The sequence below is a fragment of the Thalassotalea marina genome (assembly GCF_014656435.1).
GTDB classification, from domain to species: domain Bacteria; phylum Pseudomonadota; class Gammaproteobacteria; order Enterobacterales; family Alteromonadaceae; genus Thalassotalea_C; species Thalassotalea_C marina.
Genome location: NZ_BNCK01000004.1, coordinates 241847 through 261143, shown reverse-complemented (window position 1 = coordinate 261143; position 19297 = coordinate 241847). Strand labels below are relative to the sequence as shown.

The window sequence follows — 19297 nt, the reverse complement described above, 5'->3', positions numbered from 1 at the left end:
TTTAGGTTAACAAAGCAAGGGTAACGCCAATTCAATTTGGCATCTTTTGTCATTATATTTGCTTTGGCGTTTATTGTGCAGAATATAGAATTTGACTATTCTATGAATTTATCACGTCGGAACTTCTTTAGTTTTATTAGAGTTTGCAAAACTTTTAAAAAAAATCGCAACAAATTATGTGGTTATCATAATTCTTCACTATAGTTAACTCAGACTAAACGAGAAATTGCTTTGCTCTGGGGAATCTATGAAAAATCCTTCACTTTTACGTTATACTGCAGTTGCTTTATGTTTGACTGCTTCAAGCCAAGCCTATGCCGATGTGTCAGGGACAGTAACTTTGGTGTCAGATTATTTATTTAACGGTGTAACCCAGACAGATGAAAAACCTGCGTTACAAGGTAGTTTAGATTGGTCAAATAAATATGGAGTATATGCTGGTGTATGGGGCTCCAATGTAGACTTTAATGACGGTACCGACATGGAGGTAGATTATTATGTAGGCTATGCAGGCAATATCTCGTCTGCAACCTGGTATGACGTTGGTTTTGTTTACTATAGCTATCTTGGTGACGACGATAGCAGTGATATCAACTACAGTGAAATTTATTTTCAATTAGGCTATCAAGATACCAGCGTAAAAGTTTGGTATGCCGATGATTATGCTGGCACAGATGCCAAGCATTACGTTATCGCCTTGATGCATACCTTACCAATCAGAGATAACTTGTCTATAGATTTTCAAATCGATCGTTCAAAAAGTCTAAATGACGACAAATTTACTTGGGAAGGTAATGACGATAGTTACTTTCATTGGAAAGCAATAGGGCAATATTCATGGAATGATGTAAATTTTGGTTTAGGGGTTGAAGGGACTGATCTCGACACTTACGGTGAAACAAGAGTCATCGCAACGGTGAGCTATACCTTTAACTTCTAATCTAAGGCTAAAACATGACGCTATCAGAGAAAAGTCTGGCAATTAAGCTTCTCGGCTTTGTTGGCTCGATATTAATTTTAATTTCAGCTGGCTACTTGATTGTCGGTTATATCTATTTGCATAAAGCAGAAAAAGAAATTGCAGAACAAGTAAATAGCGAAATTAAACTTCAAATAGAACAAACGGTCGCTGCAAAATCATCAGCCATAGCCAGTGAAGTTTCTTCTATTATTGAAAAGGCTTTTCAGTATCCGGCCACATTATCAAAACAAATTGGCGCAAGCATCGAGGGAAAACTAGCGGGAAGTTTGTCGCGCGAACAAACTGAAGCATTGGTATCTAATACTTTAACGTTTGCCCCAGTTTCATCTGCTTATGCTCAGTTTGAACAAAACAAATTTGATGGTAAAGACAAAGATTTTGTATCTGGTTTTTCTCACTCAGTTAAAGGTGAGGGAAGCTTTGAGGTGTATTTTGTCAAAGAAGAAAGCGGAGTAATATCTCAAGAGCCGATAGAACTAGGTGCAGAAAAGTACGACGAAACATTGGATGAGTTCGGAAATAGGGCTGCGGAGTGGTTTCTTTGCTCTAAAGAAAAACTAAAACCCTGTATCATAAATCCCTATAAATATGAAATCCGCCCTGGCTACACTGAGTTAATGACAAGCCTTGTAGCTCCTGTAATCGCAAACGGAAGTTTTAGAGGGGTTGTTGGAGCAGATTTAAATTTGCCATTACTACAAGAAAAAGCTACTAAATTAAAGCAGTCACTTTATCAAGGCAATTCCAGTGTTTTTATTGTAAGCCAAGACTTTTTTGTAGCCGCGGCATCCGATCAGCTAAAAAGCCTAGCGCGCCCATTTAAAGAGGCAACAAAAAACAGTGAAGCGATTTTAGCTCATATGGGTAAACAACAAGGGTTGAGCTTAGATGGACAGCTTATTTTTGTTCGTCAAATTCCTATCTCTATAGCTAACGAAAATTGGCTATTGATAGTAGGAATTGATGAAAACGTTGCGATGCAGCCTGTTGCCAATATTTCGAACGGCGTTAAAAGTGAAATAGCCAGTATCTTAACCACGTTTTTTATGTTGGGTATCATTTTAACCGTGATTGCGTTACTACTGTTCCAATGGTTCAGTCGCTCTATTGTTAAGCCTGTTGATTTAGTGGCTAGCAGGATGCAAGAACTGGCAGGTAAAGGTGGCGATTTAACACAATCTCTTGAAGTGAGCTCTCATGAAGAGCTCATTCGTTTAGCTAATGCGTTTAATCAATTTCGAATTAAAGTTTGTGAATTGTTAGAACAGGCCAAACAATCTGGAAGATCTGTGATGGAAAGCAGCGAGGTCAGTAAAGAGAGTGCAGTGCAGACTAATTACCAGATAATGCTGCAACAAAAAGAAATTGACAGCATTGTCACTGCGATAACTGAAATGTCGGCAACAGCGCATGAAGTGGCAAGCACTGCATCTAGTGCTGCTAATAACGCAGAAACTGCGACAACTTATGTTAAAGAAACAGAAGTTGATGTTTCAAAAGCAACACAAGAGGTATCTGAATTATCTGAAGAAATGTCGGCTGCCACTGTCGCTGTAAAAGCAGTTTCAGCGCGCAGTGAAGATATTAAAAAGATCCTTGATGTAATTGCAGCAATCGCTGAACAGACAAATTTATTAGCGCTAAATGCTGCGATTGAAGCTGCCAGAGCTGGCGACCATGGCCGCGGATTTAGCGTGGTGGCAGATGAAGTTAGAGCATTAGCATCGAAAACCGCCGACTCAGTTGGAGAAATATCTCAGGTGATAAATGCACTCCAATCGGAAGTATCACAAACAGTGAACTTAATTGAAACCGGTAGTGGAAAAGCAAGTGATGCGGCAGATCGTTCTAGAGAAGTTTTTGAAAAAATGAAACAAACAGTTATTCAAATAGAAGCTGTAACCGAGCATATCTTACAAATCGCTGCTGCTGCTGAAGAACAAAGCCAAGTGTCGGAAGAGTTAAGTAGAAATATGGTAATTGTTGGTGATGCAACAAAAGAAGTTGCACAACTTTCAGAATCGTCAGAGCAGAGCGCTATGGAAATTAATGATTCTGTAAAACATTTAGAGGCATTGCTATCAAAGCTTAAAACTTCTTAATCAGCAAAAATCAGTTGTGATTGATCTATGGCAACAGGTTCACTTGGTTTTTTAATAGGGGTCGCTTTTAAGTTAACTGGGATGTTAGGGATCAATAAATCCTCAAGGCCAATGGCTTGGTTGTTTGATTGATCCAACCATCTTTGAGTCGCGTTGTCATGTAGCGGTAAAATTAGCGGCATGGCTTTGCTGTGTATATGCTTGAGTTTAGGATGTGGTGGTAAGGTAACTATCGAACAAGATAATTTATATTCGCCAGTGATTGGGTGAATCCACTCTTTGTATAGTCCTGCAAAAGCCATAGCTTCACCCGTGTCGCTTTCAAAGTCGTAATAATGTATTGGTTTTTTATTCACAAACTCGGTTTCACCAAATCCTTTGGCTGGTACGATACAGCGACTTTGTCTAAATGGCTGATATCCTGCGCTTCTATATACGTTTAGTTTGTCATATCGTGTATTAAACGACGTATAGCGTGATGGTTTAAAGCCAGTATCCGTTTGTTCTAGCAATAGCCACCATGTGGCGTCATCTATTTGGTTTTGACCATTAACTTGCCTGATGATTGATATGTTATCTGTTGCACGCTTAAAGCGACCAAAATTAAGCTTTTGTGTTGGGTTAACAACACCCAGTAATTCAACTAGGGCAGAAACAAAAGGGTCATCAGTTATATTTAATCGACCACACATATAAACACCTAAACTAATTGATTTTCGGAGTGTTGCCCGGCAAGCAAAGTTATTAGGTTTTCTACTGTAGTTTCAGCAATTGTTGTTAATGCTTCTTCTGTAAAAAAACCTTGATGCCCAGTGATTAATACATTGGGAAACGTTACTAAGCGTTGGAATATGTCATCATCAATAATGGTGTCGGACAAGTCCTCAAAAAACAAGTCACTTTCTAGTTCATAAACATCTAGACCTAATTGAGCTATTTTTTTCTGCTTCAATCCATCAATTAATGCTGTTGTATCGATTAATCCTCCTCGGCTCGTGTTAATCAAAACCACCCCAGGTTTCATTTGATTAATTGCGTGAGTGTCAACCATGTGTTTAGTTTCATTAGTCAATGGACAATGTAAGCTAATAATATCAGAACGCTGAAAAAGCTCGTCTAAACTCAGGTATGTGGCGCCCAAAGCAAGCGCATCTTTATTTACAGTTGGATCACTACATAGCAATTTACAACCAAAACCAGCTAATATTTTTAAAGTAGCTAAGCCAATATGTCCTGTACCGACAAGACCTACAGTTCGATTGTGTAAATTAAAGCCCATTAGCCCATCTAAAGAAAAGTTTCCTTCTTTTACTCGATTATATGCTTTGTGAAATTTGCGACTTAAGGTAAGAATTAATCCGACTGTATGTTCTGCTACAGCTTCTGGTGAGTATTCTGGAACACGGCAAATTTTTATGCCAAGTGATTTTGCTTTGTTGATATCGACGTTATTAAAACCAGCACAACGAAGCGCAATTATTTTAATGTTAAATTGAGCTAGTTGTTGTAGCACCTCGTTATCAGCAATATCGTTCACGAAAATACAAATAGCGTCTGAATGTTGTGCTAGCATAACGGTTTCAGCACTGAGATGAGCGTGAACAAAATCAAATTGTAACATGTTGCCGCGGTTTGATTTGATAAGATATTCCTTGTCATAGCGTTTGGCACTAAACACAGTAACTTTATACATATTGCATCCTATAGCATATGGTGAGCTTTGTTCTAACCAAATTCGGTAAGCTAGATTTGCAAAGCAACTCAACATTCATTGTAAAAGTTTATTGTTATTCTGCCACAGGTATTTTTATCAGACTAAATTGTCAGTAGCGTTTAATGACAAATATCGATAGTCTATTGCCTGTAATTTAATGCAAGGAAAACTGATGATTAAAACAAAAACTATTTTGTCAGCCTTGGCCTTATGTAGCGCGTTTGCAGCACAGGCCAATGATTTTGACACTGCATATAATTCGTTTAATAAAGCAAAAATTAAACAAGATATTAAAACCTTATCGTCTGACGCATTTGAAGGGAGAGAGCCTTCAGGTGTGGGTGAAAAAATGACAACTGATATGTTAATTGAGCGTTTTAAGGCGCTTGGCTTGACGCCTGGTAATGGCAACAGTTTTACCCAAGCAGTTCCTATGGTCAGTATCGTTAGTACCCCAACAAAAGGGTTGCAAATTGCTGATATGGAGTTCGGTTTTTTAAAAAACTATGTCGCTAACTCACGTAAAACGCAGGAAACTATTGGTTTAAAAGACTCAGAGTTAGTGTTTGTCGGTTATGGAATTCATGCGCCAGAATATGGTTGGAATGATTACAAAGGCTTGGATGTAAAAGGTAAAACGGTAGTTGTGTTAGTCAACGATCCTGGATATGCGACACAAGATCCTAAGTTATTTGAAGGCAATACCATGACTTACTATGGTCGCTGGATTTATAAGTATGAAGAAGCTGCTAGACAAGGTGCGGCAGGAGCAATAATTGTTCATGAAACTGCTCCAGCTAGTTATGGCTGGAACGTAATAGAAAGCAGTTGGTCGGGAGCACAATATCATCTTCCTGCAAAAGAAGTTAATGAGCCGGCAATCGACGTTGAAATGTGGATCACCACCGATAAAGCTGAAACCTTGTTTAAGAAGGCCGGTTTATCGTTTCAGGACATGAAAAAGCAGGCTCTAAACAAATCATTTAAAGCAAAATCACTCGGTTTAACTGCAAATATTAGCTTAAAAAATGAAATCAAATCATCAACGTCAAACAATGTGTTAGCTACCATTCAAGGCAGTGAAAAACCTGATGAACACGTTGTTTTTATGGGCCATTGGGACCATCTAGGTGCACCTATGGTTAATGGTGAAAAAGTAATTTACAACGGTGCTCATGATAACGCTACAGGTACAGCTGGTTTATTACATATCGCAAAGGCGTTTCAAGCTTTAGGTAAAAAGCCTAAACGTTCGATCACGTTTGCTGCAGTGACAGCTGAAGAGCAAGGAAGATTAGGCTCAAGGTATTTTGCAAACCACCCAAGTGTGCCATTGAACAAAATTGTAGGTTTGATCAATATGGACAGCCTAGACATCACTGGCCTAAAAACTGATGTTACTGTTACAGGTTATGGCAAGTCAGAACTAGAGACTTATTTAGCTGAAGCCGCTAAACGTCAAAATAGAACACTAGTGGCCGAGGAAACGCCAGAGCGAGGATATTACTATCGCTCAGATCACTTTAGCTTAGCGAAAAAAGGTGTACCTGCCTTAAGTGCCGGCGGAGGTACTCAGTGGCTAAACGCTAATGAAAAAGCTATTGGCGAGAGAGTTAGTGCAAGTGTCGCCAAATGTTATCACCAAGCATGTGACGTGTATGATGAAAACTGGGGATGGGATGGTTTAGTCGCTGAGTTACAATTGTTTTTTGAAACAGGGTATCTATTGTCAGAATCAGGTCAATGGCCAAACTGGCGACAAGGAACCGAGTTTAAAGCAGCACGTGACGCCATGATGAAATAAATCAAAGTTGATAACTGATAAAATGCCAGCAATTGCTGGCAGTTTTACATGTTAAGCTTGTTTTAAAGTTACTTTAAAACAAGGAATTAACAGTAGTAGTACCAAAAGCCATGCAAATGAACCTCCACCGCCACCACTAGAGGCGTTATTAGGAGGCGTTACGCTGGTATCATTATCACTAATTGTAATGACCAATTCAGTGTTAGTCCCCAAGAGTGCAGGATTCGAACTCGAGAGCTTAATGGTAAAGTTTTCTGAGCTTTCTACTGATGTATCTTCGGTTACGTTAAAGGTAATTGATTTTTCTATTTCGCCATTAGCAAATGAAATGGTGCCATTTGATGCAGAATAGTCATTGCCATTAGTTGCTGTACCATTAATAAATTCATAATTGACCGCTACTTCGCCAAAATCGCCATTTTCACGTCTTACATTGACCGTAACAGTGCCTGCTGATTCATTTATTGTTAGCGCACTTTGTTCAAAGCTTATCGTGCCGACTGCTGATATATCATCGTCACTAACTTCTATATTGACCAGCTTGTTTTGGTCATCAATTTTAGCGTTTACCGCGTTATTTAGCTCTAGATAAAAATTTTCACTTGGCTCTGCAATCTCATCATTTAACAAGCTTACATTGACTTGTTTAAGTGTTTCACCTGAGTTAAATGTGATGGTTTGAGCATCAAACTGAAAATCACTACCAAGTGTTGCAGTACCATTTATCGCAGAAACACCAATTTGCGCCTGACTTGATGCAGTGCCTGTTCGTTCAATGTTTACGACAAAATTTGTAGTATCTTCTGCTACTTGTACCTTTGAAGTTTGCCAAGCAAATACGCCTGAATCGTCATCGGTTAGGGTAATCGTCATGGAACTAAAAGTTCCTAAGGTTGTGCCCAAAGGATTCGCTAAGCGAATAGTAAACTGCTTTCCATAGTCGGCATCATCGTCTTGCACTAAGGTCAGTGTGATTTGTTTAACATGTTCTGCGTTACCAAATGTGAGTTGTTCATTAATCGCTTCAAAGTCGTTGTTTACTGTACCAGTTCCATTTTCAGTAAATATGTCTACGTTTATTTCACCCAATTCACCACCAGTTCTAACAATTTTTAATGATGCGTTTCCAGACTCTTCATGTAAGCTTAATTGAGCTAGCTGAAAAGATAACTCGCCGGGTAAGCTGCTACTAAAAACGGGATTTGTACCATTGGTGAGTTCAAGACGGTTAGTTATACCATCTTGATCAAAGTCAAAACTATCTTGGCTAGCGTTACATGAAATAGGGCGGCTAATACTTTCAAAAACAAAATAACGCTCTATGTGATCTAACTGCCAACAATAAACATTTTCTGCCCCTGCAAAATCTAAGTCGCTCCAAAAGTTATGTAAGTTAAAGAGAGAACTAACATCTGAAATGTTTGTATCTGCCAGATTTAGAGACATAAGTCTTAATAACCGATTTAAAGAACTAACGTCATCTATGGTTGTATTTTGTATGTTTAATTCACCAATGTTAGGCAATTGTTCTACGAAAGCCAAACTTGAAATTTGTGTATTTCCGATATTTAAACTGGACAAACTAGCGGGTAGATTTTCAACAGATAGCTCACTTATTGGGTTATCGTATAAATTAAGTTCTTGCAGTTTTGTAAGTGACTTAATCGTTGCAATATGCGTGATGCTGTTTTGGCTTAGTTCTAGTTTTGTAAGGGCTGGCATGTCTAAACTAGGCACATTTGTTAATTGATTTCCGGTCAAAGACAATGAGCTGAGTTTAGGAAACTCTCCAACATTTTCTAGTGATGAAATGGCATTAAAGTTGGATGAAATGTTTGTTAAAGATACATGTCCTGACAAGCTGTTCAAACTTGAGACGTTATTACTATCAATATACAAAGTTGCAAGCGCCGTTAGTTGCCTAATAGGCGAAACCTGTGACACTTGATTACTGGTTAAATGTAATGTTTCAAGTTGCTTAAGTTGAGCTAGCGGTGTTATATCTTCAATATTGTTTCTAATGGCATAGAGGTAACTCAAATTTGTTAAGTTTGAAAGTGTAGTTAAATTTGAGATGTTATTGTCAGGCACCCAGAGAAACTTTAATGCAGTTAAATTAGCTATAACAGACAAGTCGTTTAAACCAGTATTTGCTAATGAAAGCTCGGTGATGCTAGTTAAGTTAGCAAGTCCTGAAAAGTCATTGATAGGGTTATCGTTAACACTGAGTATCGATAGTTTATCAAGCTCAGAAAGATTGTTTAAATTAGTGATGTTATTGCCATTAATGTCTAATCTAGTTAGGCTGGTAAAGCTACTTATCCCTTCTAAATTGTTTACATTTGCTCGGTTACAATAAAGCTCTTTCAGTTGACCTACATATTTAATATTTTGTGAATTACTGGTTTGTTCTACACATTGCCTTAAATTGTTATCGGTAATGTTATTGGCTGCATTAGTGATCAAAGTGTCATTGGTTTGATCTTCAAATAAGTCAGCTACTTGAAATCTGATTTGATTTAATGCGTAACTCGCGTCTGCACCGTTATTGGTGTCGGCTCTATCAATACCGCACGCAAGTTCAGTACACAAAATATCAGGGTTAGAAAATTTGTAAATTTTAGGTGCATTGGCAAGCGAATAAGCCATAACCGTTGAGAACCCGTTTACAGCATCTTCGATTCTATATCCACGAGCGAAAGGAAAAGTATACCCAGTATCTCCTTGTGCTTGAGAATGGGCTAATCCCATATTGTGGCCTAGTTCGTGGGCATTAACGTAATCGCCACAGTCAATACTGGTATGGCTATACATAAAGTTTATTGAAGAAGAAATAGAAGAGTTTGCCCAAGCGAGGCCGCATGAATCATCACCATCAACAAACATTCGTAACAATACCACCATGTCAGCACCTTGTTGATAACGGATGTCTTCTATATTTGTAAACGCACTATGTTGGGCGTAGGTAATGTCATCCAATGCAACGTCTGAATGATTCTCTACAGGGTAGTCAACAGATAAAATGCTTGTTGCTGCAATTTCAATATCAACGTTGCTGTCAAGATAGATTTGATTGGTGACACCAATAATATGCTGAATACGGGTATTAATATCACCAGAATAATTGTCGTCAATTTGAGATTGGCTTAAACCGTGTACAAATAGAATTTTGATTGGCGCTATATCACGGTTATTGTTTGAGCTAGAAAGGTTTTTAGCAGAGTCAGGCAATTTAAAAGTGGCGCTGTTAGCTAAATCGCTGGGTGCTTTAGCTTTACTTGGAGGCAATTTTACATCATCTTGCTGTTTATTGTGTTGTGCCAATAACTGATTTTCGTTAATTAACGAGCCTGTATTATTGTTGCCTTGGGCAACATAGATATGTTCAGGTGTTACTACTCTCATAAAAAACTGATTTGGTCCCAAAGTGATGACAATAGGCAGTTTTTGTTGTGGATGTTTGATATACGCTAATAGTTGTTTTGTCCCACCAATAACACGAGCCTGTGTAATAACTGCTGTTTTACTCGTTTGCTGTGGAAGATTTACGTTAAAAGAGTCACCGACCGACAAATTTTCATAATGATCTTTGTCAAAATTAAAGAATCGTCCTTGTGAATAGCTAGATTCAAGGCCGTTAAGATTTTCATTAGATGTCGATGTATTAGGGTTATGGACTTTAGTTGCCCAAATGAATAAATCATTGGCTAAAGTGGGAAGGGTAATGACCAGTAGGGATACTGAAAACAAAAACTGCTTCATGTAAATTCCTTTTGAATAACATCAATTAACTGCACGGTTAAGTAGAGTATAGGATCGATTTAATGGAATTCAGTTTTTGTTTCTTAAAAGTAAAAAAGCCGCTAAAAAGCGGCTTTTCTAATTGGCTCCCCTGGTCTGATTTGAACAGACGACACATGGATTAACAGTCCACCGCTCTAACCAACTGAGCTACAGGGGAATAATTTTGAGTCTTATCATCGACTTTAAAGTGGCTCCCCTGGTCTGATTTGAACAGACGACACATGGATTAACAGTCCACCGCTCTAACCAACTGAGCTACAGGGGAATAATTTTGAGTCTTATTATCGACTTTAAAGTGGCTCCCCTGGTCTGATTTGAACAGACGACACATGGATTAACAGTCCACCGCTCTAACCAACTGAGCTACAGGGGAATAATTTTGGCCTATTGCCAAGCAACCGCTCAAAGAGCCATTACTAAAATTTAGTGGCTCCCCTGGTCTGATTTGAACAGACGACACATGGATTAACAGTCCACCGCTCTAACCAACTGAGCTACAGGGGAATCATATTGTTGTCGAGGCTTATCTCGTCAACGGGGCGGAATATTAATGATACTGTGTTGGACTGTCAACACAAAATTCAGAAAAATCTCAAATACTGAATCGTATGCTTAATTTGCGCACAGCTAGTAGCATAAAGCAGCAAAAATTGTTGTGCAAATCAGCAGTTACCAAAACAGTTAACAATTAATAATAGTTATCCACCAATTCTGTGGATAACTGAGTGGATTAAACTGTAATAAAACGTAATTAGCCGCATGCAGCAGCTATTTGATATCTACAACATATTGGAAATAAAAGAGAATAGTCTTTATATAACAGTTGGATAGCGTGAATTGTTTGGTTTGTTTAACAAGTTTGAGTCTTTTTTGCTCAAAATGATTTTATGTGCTTTATTTGTGTATTTAATCGCTAACGTTACGGTCAATGAAAAATTGTTTAACATTTCATACCAATTGAAATAAATATTTGACCACTTAGCGAGAGTTAACAGTTTCAGAGGCAAGGCATTGATTGCAAAGAATGGTTATTCAGGAGAACGTGCTCCTGCGTTCTCTAATAAGCTACATCCGTGTAGCGTCATTGTTAAAATCAATAACGCAGGCTATGAGCCTGTTAAACTCGCCCTTTGGGAACTCATTATCGCCCTGATAACATCTCTAAATAATCTAACCATAGAATGACTATGCTTAAATTATTTAGCTTGTTCTCAGCACGCAAATGAAGTTCTAAGTTGATCAAATATTTAATTCAATTGGTATAACAAGGAGTGAAATTTAATATTTACATAGCGACTCTAATTACTATCTTTTACAATAGCTGTTTTCGCCTTTCCTATAGCTAAGTTTTTAGTAGTAAAAAATGACAGAACAAAAAAATAAGCGACAATTGGATTTATTGGCTGATCCCGTTGGACAAACATTAAAGCAGATGACTATTCCAATGATTTACGGAATGATTTTGCTGATGACTTTTAACTTAGTAGATACATTTTTTGTCAGCTTATTAGGGACACAACCACTTGCTGCTATTAGTTTTACCTTCCCAATAACCTTTACTGTGATCAGTTTAACGATAGGGTTAGGCATAGGTACTTCGGCAGTTATTGCCAAGTCATTGGGCAAAGGAGAGCAAGGATTTGCAAAATGCTCAGCAACTTCAGCGCTGATCATGTCTGCCGCTGTTGTCGGGTTATTATCTTTTACTGGTTTTGTTTTTACTGAAGAAATTTTTACTTTATTAGGTGCTAACCAAGAATTATTGCCTGAAATTAGAAATTATATGGACTATTGGTTTCTAGGTAGCGTGTTTTTAATCGGCCCTATGATAGGAAATTCAATATTACGCGCCAGTGGCGATACCAAAACCCCGAGTATCATTATGGGTGTAGGTGGCGTAATTAATGCTATTTTAGATCCTCTGTTTATTTTCGGCTGGGGTCCTGTACCAGCAATGGGAATAAAAGGGGCTGCAATTGCTACCATGGTTTCTTGGGTTGTTGGTCTTTGTTATGTGCTTTATATCGTTGGCTATCAACGCCAATTAATTCATGTATCACGAGCATTTTTAACAAATTTTGTTACCTCTGCAAAAGGTATATTACAAATTGGTTTACCTGCAGCTGGTGCAAACATGTTAACGCCGATTGCCGCTGCTATTTTAACTGCTATAGCTGCAACCTATGGAGAGCCTGTAGTTGCAGCGTTTGGTGTGGGTACGCGAATAGAATCGATCGCTTGTTTGGTCGTTCTGGCACTTTCGATGACGTTACCACCTTTTATTAGCCAAAACTTTGGTGCTGGGAATATGACTAGGGTTGAAGAGGGCTATAAAGCGTCAGTCAAATTTGTTTTGGTTTGGCAAATTGCAATTTACCTGTTGTTAGTACTGTTAGCTCCTGTAATAGCAGACATTTTTACCGACGAAAAAGAAGTTGCTCAAATAATTAAGCTGTTTATTTACGTATTACCTCTCGGATATGGATTACAGGGCATCATCATATTAACTAATTCTTCGTTTAATGCGTTGCATAAACCTATGGCGGCTTTAACGCTAAGTGTCATCCGTTTATTTGTTTGTTACGTACCAATATCATATTTAGGGAGCCTACTGTATGGCATAGAAGGCTTCTTTCTCGGCGGACTGTTAGGAAACGTGTTAATGTCGCTGATCTCGTACCGCGCTTTTACTAAGCAATTTGATTCAAATTCTCTAGAGCCAAAGGTTGCACCATAATGAAAGATTTTTCGATTGTTTCAGATTATACGCCAAATGGCGATCAGCCTAAGGCCATAGGTCAACTTATTGATGGGATTGAGGCAGGTCTTGCACATCAAACATTGTTAGGTGTAACAGGCTCAGGTAAAACTTTTACCATTGCTAATGTGATTGAAAAGCTAAATCGTCCAACCATGATGTTGGCGCCAAACAAAACACTGGCGGCACAGTTATATGGAGAAATGAAGGAATTTTTTCCAAACAATGCAGTTGAGTACTTTGTTTCTTACTATGACTACTATCAACCTGAAGCATATGTGCCAACCACTGATACCTTTATCGAAAAAGACGCTTCAATAAACGACCATATTGAACAAATGCGTTTATCGGCAACCAAAGCCTTATTAGAAAGACGCGATGTCATCATAGTAGCGTCGGTATCTGCTATCTATGGTTTAGGTGATCCTGATTCATATTTAAAAATGATGCTGCATTTACGTCAAGGCGACATAATTAACCAGCGTGATATTTTAAGGCGACTAGCTGAATTACAATACACGCGCAACGATGTCGCCTTTCAACGTGCAACATATCGAGTGCGTGGTGATGTGATAGATATTTTTCCTGCTGAATCTGACAAATTAGCGCTTAGAGTAGAGCTGTTTGACGAAGAAATAGAAAAAATCAGCGAGTTTGATCCATTAACAGGTCAAGTAGAGCGAAACTTAGCTCGTGTGACTGTTTATCCTAAAACTCACTATGCTACACCAAGAGAAAAAATACTTGCTGCAGTTGAAAATATTAAAATTGAGTTAAAAGACCGTGCAACCCAACTAAAAGAAAATAACAAATTAGTTGAAGAGCAGCGAATCGTGCAACGAACACAGTTTGACATAGAAATGATGACAGAACTGGGTTATTGCTCTGGTATTGAAAATTACTCAAGATACTTATCTGGTCGTGAAGCTGGAGAAGCGCCGCCAACCTTATTTGATTACCTTCCGGATGATGGTTTACTTATCATTGATGAATCACATGTGACCGTGCCGCAAATAGGGGCCATGTATAAAGGTGACCGATCACGTAAAGAAAATTTAGTCGAATATGGCTTTCGTTTACCGTCTGCATTAGATAATCGCCCGATGAAATTTGACGAATTTGAAGCGCTTGCTCCGCAAACTATTTATGTGTCGGCAACGCCTAGCAACTATGAGCTTGAAAAATCGAGTGGCGAAATTGCCGAGCAGGTTGTTCGTCCAACCGGCCTATTAGATCCACAAATTGAAGTACGCCCAGTTGACAGCCAAGTAGATGATCTGTTGTCAGAAATTAGACTACGTGTGCAGATAGGAGAAAGGGTACTTGCTACAACATTAACAAAACGTATGGCAGAAGATTTAACGGAATATCTAGACGAGCATAATGTTAAAACGCGTTACTTGCACTCTGATATTGATACGGTTGAACGTGTTGAGATCATAAGAGATTTTCGTTTAGGGCATTTTGATGTACTTGTAGGTATTAACTTGTTGCGTGAAGGGCTCGACATGCCAGAAGTGTCATTAGTAGCCATTCTTGATGCCGACAAAGAGGGCTTTTTGCGCTCAGAGCGTTCATTGATCCAAACAATAGGGCGAGCTGCTCGTAACATTAATGGCAGAGCAATTTTATATGCCGATGTAATCACCGGTTCAATGCGCCGCGCGATTGATGAGACGAATCGCCGCCGTGAAAAACAAGAAAATTATAACAAAGAGCATGGCATAGTACCTAAGGGTGTCATTCGTAAAATTACAGACGTTATGGATGTTGGCGATACCCCTGAAGAAGCATTATACAAACAAAAGGCTAGGGCTGCTGAGCCACAAGGTTTATACAAGGTGATGTCGGTCGACGAAATTGACGATAAAGTTAAATCACTAGAAAAACAAATGCTGGAGCATGCTCAAAACCTGGAGTTTGAGCAAGCCGCAGCAATAAGGGACGAAATTACCAAATTACGCCAGCAGCAACTGAGCGCTTAATAAATTGGTGAATAACTTAGTAACGTGGAGTTTATTTCAGTTCAAACATCATATATTGATTAATAATATTTGAAATAGACTCACTATTACAGTTAGATAAATGACTGATATCCTCGATTATTTTATCTTGAATATCGACCGGGAAGAGCATTAATTGCTCAAGGTACAAATGTGCTTGAGTTTCATTATTGTTGCTGATCAATTCTGCTAGTTTATTAGCATGGTTTCTCCAAATTGCGCTCATCGATAACACCCTCTCTTTAAAAGCGAGATGAACCTTGTATCTCGCATATGCCCAATATACATGGCTTGCACGCAAACGCTGTATTATTTAAGTGTAGATTAGGTGTGCTTATTTATTATACAGAGTTGTTATTAAAAGAAGACTTTCGTAGTAAAGAAATTCTAAACAATTTTAATCTGTTGTTATTTGGAATTTTTCCAAACGATATAAAAATGCTTTATATGACATTTTTAGGTATTTTGCGGCTTTTGTTCTGTTTCCTTGGTGCATTTTTAACGCCTCAGACAAGCAATATCGCTCAAAATTATCCCAACTGAATGCCTTGTTTGGCAGGGTAAAGTCCGGTGTGTCTGTTGGGCCAGTCTGTACAGAGGTAGCGGATGCCGTTAATTCTGAGTCATCTGATAATAAAACAAATCGCTCTATTCTATTTGATAACTCTCTGACATTACCTGGCCAATGATACTCTAACAACTGTCGATAGTGATCTGCTGTTAATTTAGGTAATTCACAGTGATGTTGTTTGGCATGGGTTTGTATAAAGTGATCTGCTAATAGGGGAATGTCTTGCTGTCTTTCTCTTAATGGAGGCATAAAAATAGGCACGACGTTTAATCGATAAAATAAATCTTCACGAAAATTTCCTCGTTGTACCTCTTTGTCTAAATCTCGGTGAGTCGCGGCAATAACTCGAACATTAAGTTTGAGCTCATCATTACTGCCTAAGCGAGTAATGGTTCCTTCTTGTAAAAACCTAAGTAGATGTGCTTGCAGGCTAGGAGTTAGCTCACCTATCTCATCTAGAAAAATTGTGCCATTGTTTGCTGCTTCAAAACGTCCTATCTTAGTCGCAATTGCTCCTGTATATGCTCCTTTTTCTGCACCGAACAACTCTGCCTCTGCAATAGATTCAGCGATGGCGCCGCAGTTAATAGCGATGAACTTTTCATTCTTTCTTGCACTACTATCGTGCAATGCTCTGGCTGCTAATTCTTTACCGGTACCACTTTCACCTAATATCAACACTGTTGCATTGGTACTAGAAACTTTATCAATTCGTTGATAAACAGCCTGCATTTTTGGGGTTTTACCGACTAATCCAACAAGCTGTTTTTGTTCACTTAGTTGGTCACTTAAATTTTTATTTTCTCCGCGCAGCGTTTTGGCTTTTAATGCCTTATCTATGGTAAGTAACAGTTCTTGTCGCTTAAAAGGTTTAGGAAGATAATCATCAGCTCCTTTTTGCAATGCCTCAACAGCGTGATTAATGGTGCCGTAGGCAGTAGCAATGATAAAGCCAACGTCATAGGCGCAGTGCTTTCTTACATATTGCAGTAATTCGATGCCGGATAGTTCACCCAATTTCCAATCTGAGAAAATTACATCGAACTCACTCGTTTTTGTTTTTAAAATCGCTTGTTCAACACAATCGGCATCATCTACTAAAAATTCACTAGCCTTCAATATGTTACAGATTAATTGGCGTTGCTCAGGGTCATCTTCTACAACCAGTATTTTGATTTGTGTGTCTTTCATTTAATGGCTCCAAATGATGCTTTGGCTAAGCAACCAGTGTCGTTGTTATTGGTAATTGTAATGTGTCCATGGTAATGCAACGTGATTAATCGATTTGCGATATAAAGCCCCATGCCTGCGCCATCTGGTTTGGTGCTTACATGCGGTTGAAACAGCTGCTTGGCGATACTGTCATCTAAACCTTTACCGTTATCAAGAACGGTAAACTCTATCCCTTGTTCTGTTTCTTTTGCGTCTATTTTAACTGTACCTTGGTGTTCACAAGCTTCGCATGCGTTATTAATTAACGTATGTAAAATGCTTCTAATTTCTGATTCAGCGCCAGTTATTTTTAGCTTGCTGTCAATGTTAACCTCAAAGGCTAGTTGTTTATTTACGCTAGCTTTGTATTCTAAGATTATATCTTGCACTACCGCCAAAATAGGAATCTTGTCGTCACGTTGAACGCCATTTGACGTTAAAGTTAATAGCGCCTTTATGCTTTTGTCCAAGTGCGAAATCTTATTTTGCACCGTACTTAATAATTGCTGTTTAGCTTCTTCAGACAAATCATTGTCAGATAATTGTTCAAGCGACAAGCCAATTGTATGAATGGGATTTCTAAGGGCGTGTGCTAAGCCTCGGCTAACTTCTCCAAGCTCAGCTAAATGGGCTATTTCTTTGTGGTGTTTCTCTGCTTCAGTCAACTGATTTAATCGAGTTACCATTTGATTAAAGTGAAAAATTGTTTTACGAATTTCTTTTATACCTTGCTCTGGAACTGGCTGATCAAACGATCCTTTGGCTACCTGTTCAAATCCTGCGGTTAACTGTTTTAGTGGTTTATTAAATTTTGCGCTTAGCCAGAAGGCAAAACCAATCCCGATTAGTCCGACACCAATTAGCATTAGCTGAATTTTCTGAAAAAGTGATTGTCCTTGGCTAGTACTAAATGACTGGGTAAACCAATGATTTTTGATATTTGGTGATTGTAAAACAAAGGTTTTTAATTGTGAGTCTTCCTTTATAATTTGTGGGGTACGCTCTTGATGTAGTTTATCTACAATCGCTTTAAACTCTTTTTTTAATTCACTTTTATCAACCTTAGTTTGGTTATCGTTTTGCTTTACTTGAGATCTAACTGTAGCAGAAACTTGAGGTTCACCATCAATGTTTTTCTGTTCAAAGGTGAATATCTGTACATTACCATCAGGTGATTTAACGACTCGTTGTTCTCTAACTGTAACGGGGGTATTGTTTGGAGCCACTTGCTTAAAGGCGTATTGAGTTGCATGTGATTGGTTTAAATTATCAACGGCCAACTCAACAATCTGTTTACTGTATTGGCGAGCCTTAACATCAACTTCTTTAGCAACTGTGTTTTCGATCCAATAAACGAGTGCCAATTGAACTAATGTTAACAGAACAATTAACCCACCAATTAAATAAAATAAGTAACCGCGTAGTGACATACTTCCTCTTTTAGCGACGTGCTTTTATACCGACACATGAAGTCATAGGTAATTCAATTATAATGCCAATAAAAGAGCATTATTTACAGTAGAAAAAACAGGGGGTTAACTTAAAGGTTAGTTGTAAATATACAGATTAGTTAAATTTTTCCCGATATCAGGAAATGAATATTCTGATATCGGGAGAGTATCATTGATACCCCTCAGGCACTTGCTTTCTATCGCTTTGTTATTTAAAGCTTTATTCGATTGGCACGACATTAGCAATGATATCGCTGAATGTGTAATCAACCGTTAAAGGATATAAAAATGAAAGTACTAAATAAAACAGCATTAGCCATTTCATTGTCACTCATTGGAGCGATTAGTAGTATGTCTGCTATTGCCATGTCAAAAGCTGAACGTCGAATTGAACAAAAAATTGAGATCGTTGCAGATGATACTAAAGATGTTCAAGTGTTCGTCAGTAACAATGGCAATATTACAGAACTAGAAGTGCCCAAAGCATCATTAACTGATAAAGCTTACCTAGAAAATGCGCTTGCTGAATTACCAAGTGATTTGAGAGAAAAACTGGTTGCACAGCTATCCAATATTCATATGGACGGCAAAGTAATTAAACTAAACACGGCTGATGCAAATACTTGGGTGGAAGGTGATGGTGAAAAAGTCATCGTGCTTAAATCAATTGGCGAAGGTGATGCACACACTATTGCGAAAGAGATGGTTCAGCAATTTACCGTTGGAGATGGTAAACATAAGGTTTTTGAATTCAAACATGGTAAAAAAGCAACAGCTAACACTGTAATGCGTTTGTTAGAACATGGTAGCTTTACGCCGGAAGAGCTCGATAAAATTCAACAAGCTCTGGACGCTAAAAGATAAAATCACGTGTTCGCGTTTGATCCCTTACCACT

Annotated in this window: 12 protein-coding genes and 4 tRNA genes; 6 read left to right on the top strand and 10 right to left on the bottom strand. The window is 38.3% G+C overall.

What is annotated here, in order from left to right; translation table 11 throughout:
- Nucleotides 1-247 precede the first annotated feature (247 nt).
- Nucleotides 248-940: a TorF family putative porin gene (locus IE199_RS10390; protein WP_189770029.1), complete on the top strand. Its 693-nt coding sequence runs from the start codon at nt 248-250 to the stop codon at nt 938-940.
- Nucleotides 941-954: 14 nt separating this feature from the next.
- Complete coding sequence (locus IE199_RS10385; protein ID WP_189770028.1) at nt 955-3084, top strand: methyl-accepting chemotaxis protein; 2130 nt, start codon at nt 955-957, stop codon at nt 3082-3084.
- Here the strand turns inward: IE199_RS10385 and IE199_RS10380 are convergent.
- Nucleotides 3081-3776: an SOS response-associated peptidase family protein gene (locus IE199_RS10380; RefSeq protein WP_189770026.1), complete on the bottom strand. Its 696-nt coding sequence runs from the start codon at nt 3774-3776 to the stop codon at nt 3081-3083. The two genes, IE199_RS10385 and IE199_RS10380, sit on opposite strands and share 4 nt — an antisense overlap.
- 8 nt (nt 3777-3784) lie before the next feature.
- Nucleotides 3785-4777, bottom strand: a complete 993-nt coding sequence (locus IE199_RS10375) for a 2-hydroxyacid dehydrogenase (RefSeq protein ID WP_189770024.1) — start codon at nt 4775-4777, stop codon at nt 3785-3787.
- Between the two features lie 193 nt (nt 4778-4970).
- Between IE199_RS10375 and IE199_RS10370 the strand changes: the two genes are divergently transcribed.
- Nucleotides 4971-6602, top strand: a complete 1632-nt coding sequence (locus tag IE199_RS10370; RefSeq protein ID WP_189770022.1) for a M28 family metallopeptidase — start codon at nt 4971-4973, stop codon at nt 6600-6602.
- Between the two features lie 51 nt (nt 6603-6653).
- On the opposite strand, the gene IE199_RS10365 is transcribed toward IE199_RS10370, so the two are convergent.
- The 5 genes from IE199_RS10365 to IE199_RS10345 all read right to left on the bottom strand — a co-directional run bounded on the left by IE199_RS10365 (nt 6654) and on the right by IE199_RS10345 (nt 10910).
- On the bottom strand, nt 6654-10364 hold the full coding sequence (locus IE199_RS10365; protein WP_189770020.1) for a Calx-beta domain-containing protein: 3711 nt from the start codon (nt 10362-10364) through the stop codon (nt 6654-6656).
- Nucleotides 10365-10486: 122 nt separating this feature from the next.
- A tRNA-Asn gene (locus IE199_RS10360) sits at nt 10487-10563 on the bottom strand.
- Between the two features lie 31 nt (nt 10564-10594).
- A tRNA-Asn gene (locus IE199_RS10355) sits at nt 10595-10671 on the bottom strand.
- A 31-nt stretch (nt 10672-10702) separates the two neighbouring features.
- Nucleotides 10703-10779 (bottom strand) — tRNA-Asn (locus IE199_RS10350).
- A 54-nt stretch (nt 10780-10833) separates the two neighbouring features.
- Nucleotides 10834-10910 (bottom strand) — tRNA-Asn (locus IE199_RS10345).
- 859 nt (nt 10911-11769) lie between these two features.
- On the opposite strand from IE199_RS10345, the gene IE199_RS10340 reads away from it, so the two are divergent.
- On the top strand, nt 11770-13143 hold the full coding sequence (locus IE199_RS10340) for an MATE family efflux transporter (protein ID WP_189770018.1): 1374 nt from the start codon (nt 11770-11772) through the stop codon (nt 13141-13143).
- Entirely contained in the window at nt 13143-15149 is a 2007-nt protein-coding gene (uvrB, locus tag IE199_RS10335; protein ID WP_189770016.1) for an excinuclease ABC subunit UvrB, read from the top strand. The genes IE199_RS10340 and uvrB overlap by 1 nt, the downstream gene beginning before the upstream one ends.
- A 31-nt stretch (nt 15150-15180) precedes the next feature.
- On the opposite strand, the gene IE199_RS10330 is transcribed toward uvrB, so the two are convergent.
- The 3 genes from IE199_RS10330 to IE199_RS10320 all read right to left on the bottom strand — a co-directional run bounded on the left by IE199_RS10330 (nt 15181) and on the right by IE199_RS10320 (nt 18380).
- On the bottom strand, nt 15181-15393 hold the full coding sequence (locus tag IE199_RS10330; RefSeq protein ID WP_189770014.1) for a hypothetical protein: 213 nt from the start codon (nt 15391-15393) through the stop codon (nt 15181-15183).
- 171 nt (nt 15394-15564) lie between these two features.
- Nucleotides 15565-16929, bottom strand: a complete 1365-nt coding sequence (locus IE199_RS10325; protein WP_189770012.1) for a sigma-54-dependent transcriptional regulator — start codon at nt 16927-16929, stop codon at nt 15565-15567.
- Nucleotides 16926-18380, bottom strand: a complete 1455-nt coding sequence (locus IE199_RS10320) for a sensor histidine kinase (RefSeq protein ID WP_189770010.1) — start codon at nt 18378-18380, stop codon at nt 16926-16928. The genes IE199_RS10325 and IE199_RS10320 overlap by 4 nt, the downstream gene beginning before the upstream one ends.
- A 309-nt stretch (nt 18381-18689) precedes the next feature.
- On the opposite strand from IE199_RS10320, the gene IE199_RS10315 reads away from it, so the two are divergent.
- Entirely contained in the window at nt 18690-19265 is a 576-nt protein-coding gene (locus tag IE199_RS10315; protein ID WP_189770008.1) for a hypothetical protein, read from the top strand.
- Nucleotides 19266-19297: the final 32 nt, after the last annotated feature.

What these genes read in the sequence shown, in the direction of transcription:
- IE199_RS10390 (WP_189770029.1), top strand. Translation starts at nt 248, where the DNA reads ATGAAAAATCCTTCACTTTTACGTTATACTGCAGTTGCTTTATGTTTG.
- IE199_RS10385 (WP_189770028.1), top strand. Translation starts at nt 955, where the DNA reads ATGACGCTATCAGAGAAAAGTCTGGCAATTAAGCTTCTCGGCTTTGTT.
- IE199_RS10380 (WP_189770026.1), bottom strand. Translation starts at nt 3,776, where the DNA reads ATGTGTGGTCGATTAAATATAACTGATGACCCTTTTGTTTCTGCCCTA.
- IE199_RS10375 (WP_189770024.1), bottom strand. Translation starts at nt 4,777, where the DNA reads ATGTATAAAGTTACTGTGTTTAGTGCCAAACGCTATGACAAGGAATAT.
- IE199_RS10370 (WP_189770022.1), top strand. Translation starts at nt 4,971, where the DNA reads ATGATTAAAACAAAAACTATTTTGTCAGCCTTGGCCTTATGTAGCGCG.
- IE199_RS10365 (WP_189770020.1), bottom strand. Translation starts at nt 10,364, where the DNA reads ATGAAGCAGTTTTTGTTTTCAGTATCCCTACTGGTCATTACCCTTCCC.
- IE199_RS10340 (WP_189770018.1), top strand. Translation starts at nt 11,770, where the DNA reads ATGACAGAACAAAAAAATAAGCGACAATTGGATTTATTGGCTGATCCC.
- uvrB (WP_189770016.1), top strand. Translation starts at nt 13,143, where the DNA reads ATGAAAGATTTTTCGATTGTTTCAGATTATACGCCAAATGGCGATCAG.
- IE199_RS10330 (WP_189770014.1), bottom strand. Translation starts at nt 15,393, where the DNA reads ATGAGCGCAATTTGGAGAAACCATGCTAATAAACTAGCAGAATTGATC.
- IE199_RS10325 (WP_189770012.1), bottom strand. Translation starts at nt 16,929, where the DNA reads ATGAAAGACACACAAATCAAAATACTGGTTGTAGAAGATGACCCTGAG.
- IE199_RS10320 (WP_189770010.1), bottom strand. Translation starts at nt 18,380, where the DNA reads ATGTCACTACGCGGTTACTTATTTTATTTAATTGGTGGGTTAATTGTT.
- IE199_RS10315 (WP_189770008.1), top strand. Translation starts at nt 18,690, where the DNA reads ATGAAAGTACTAAATAAAACAGCATTAGCCATTTCATTGTCACTCATT.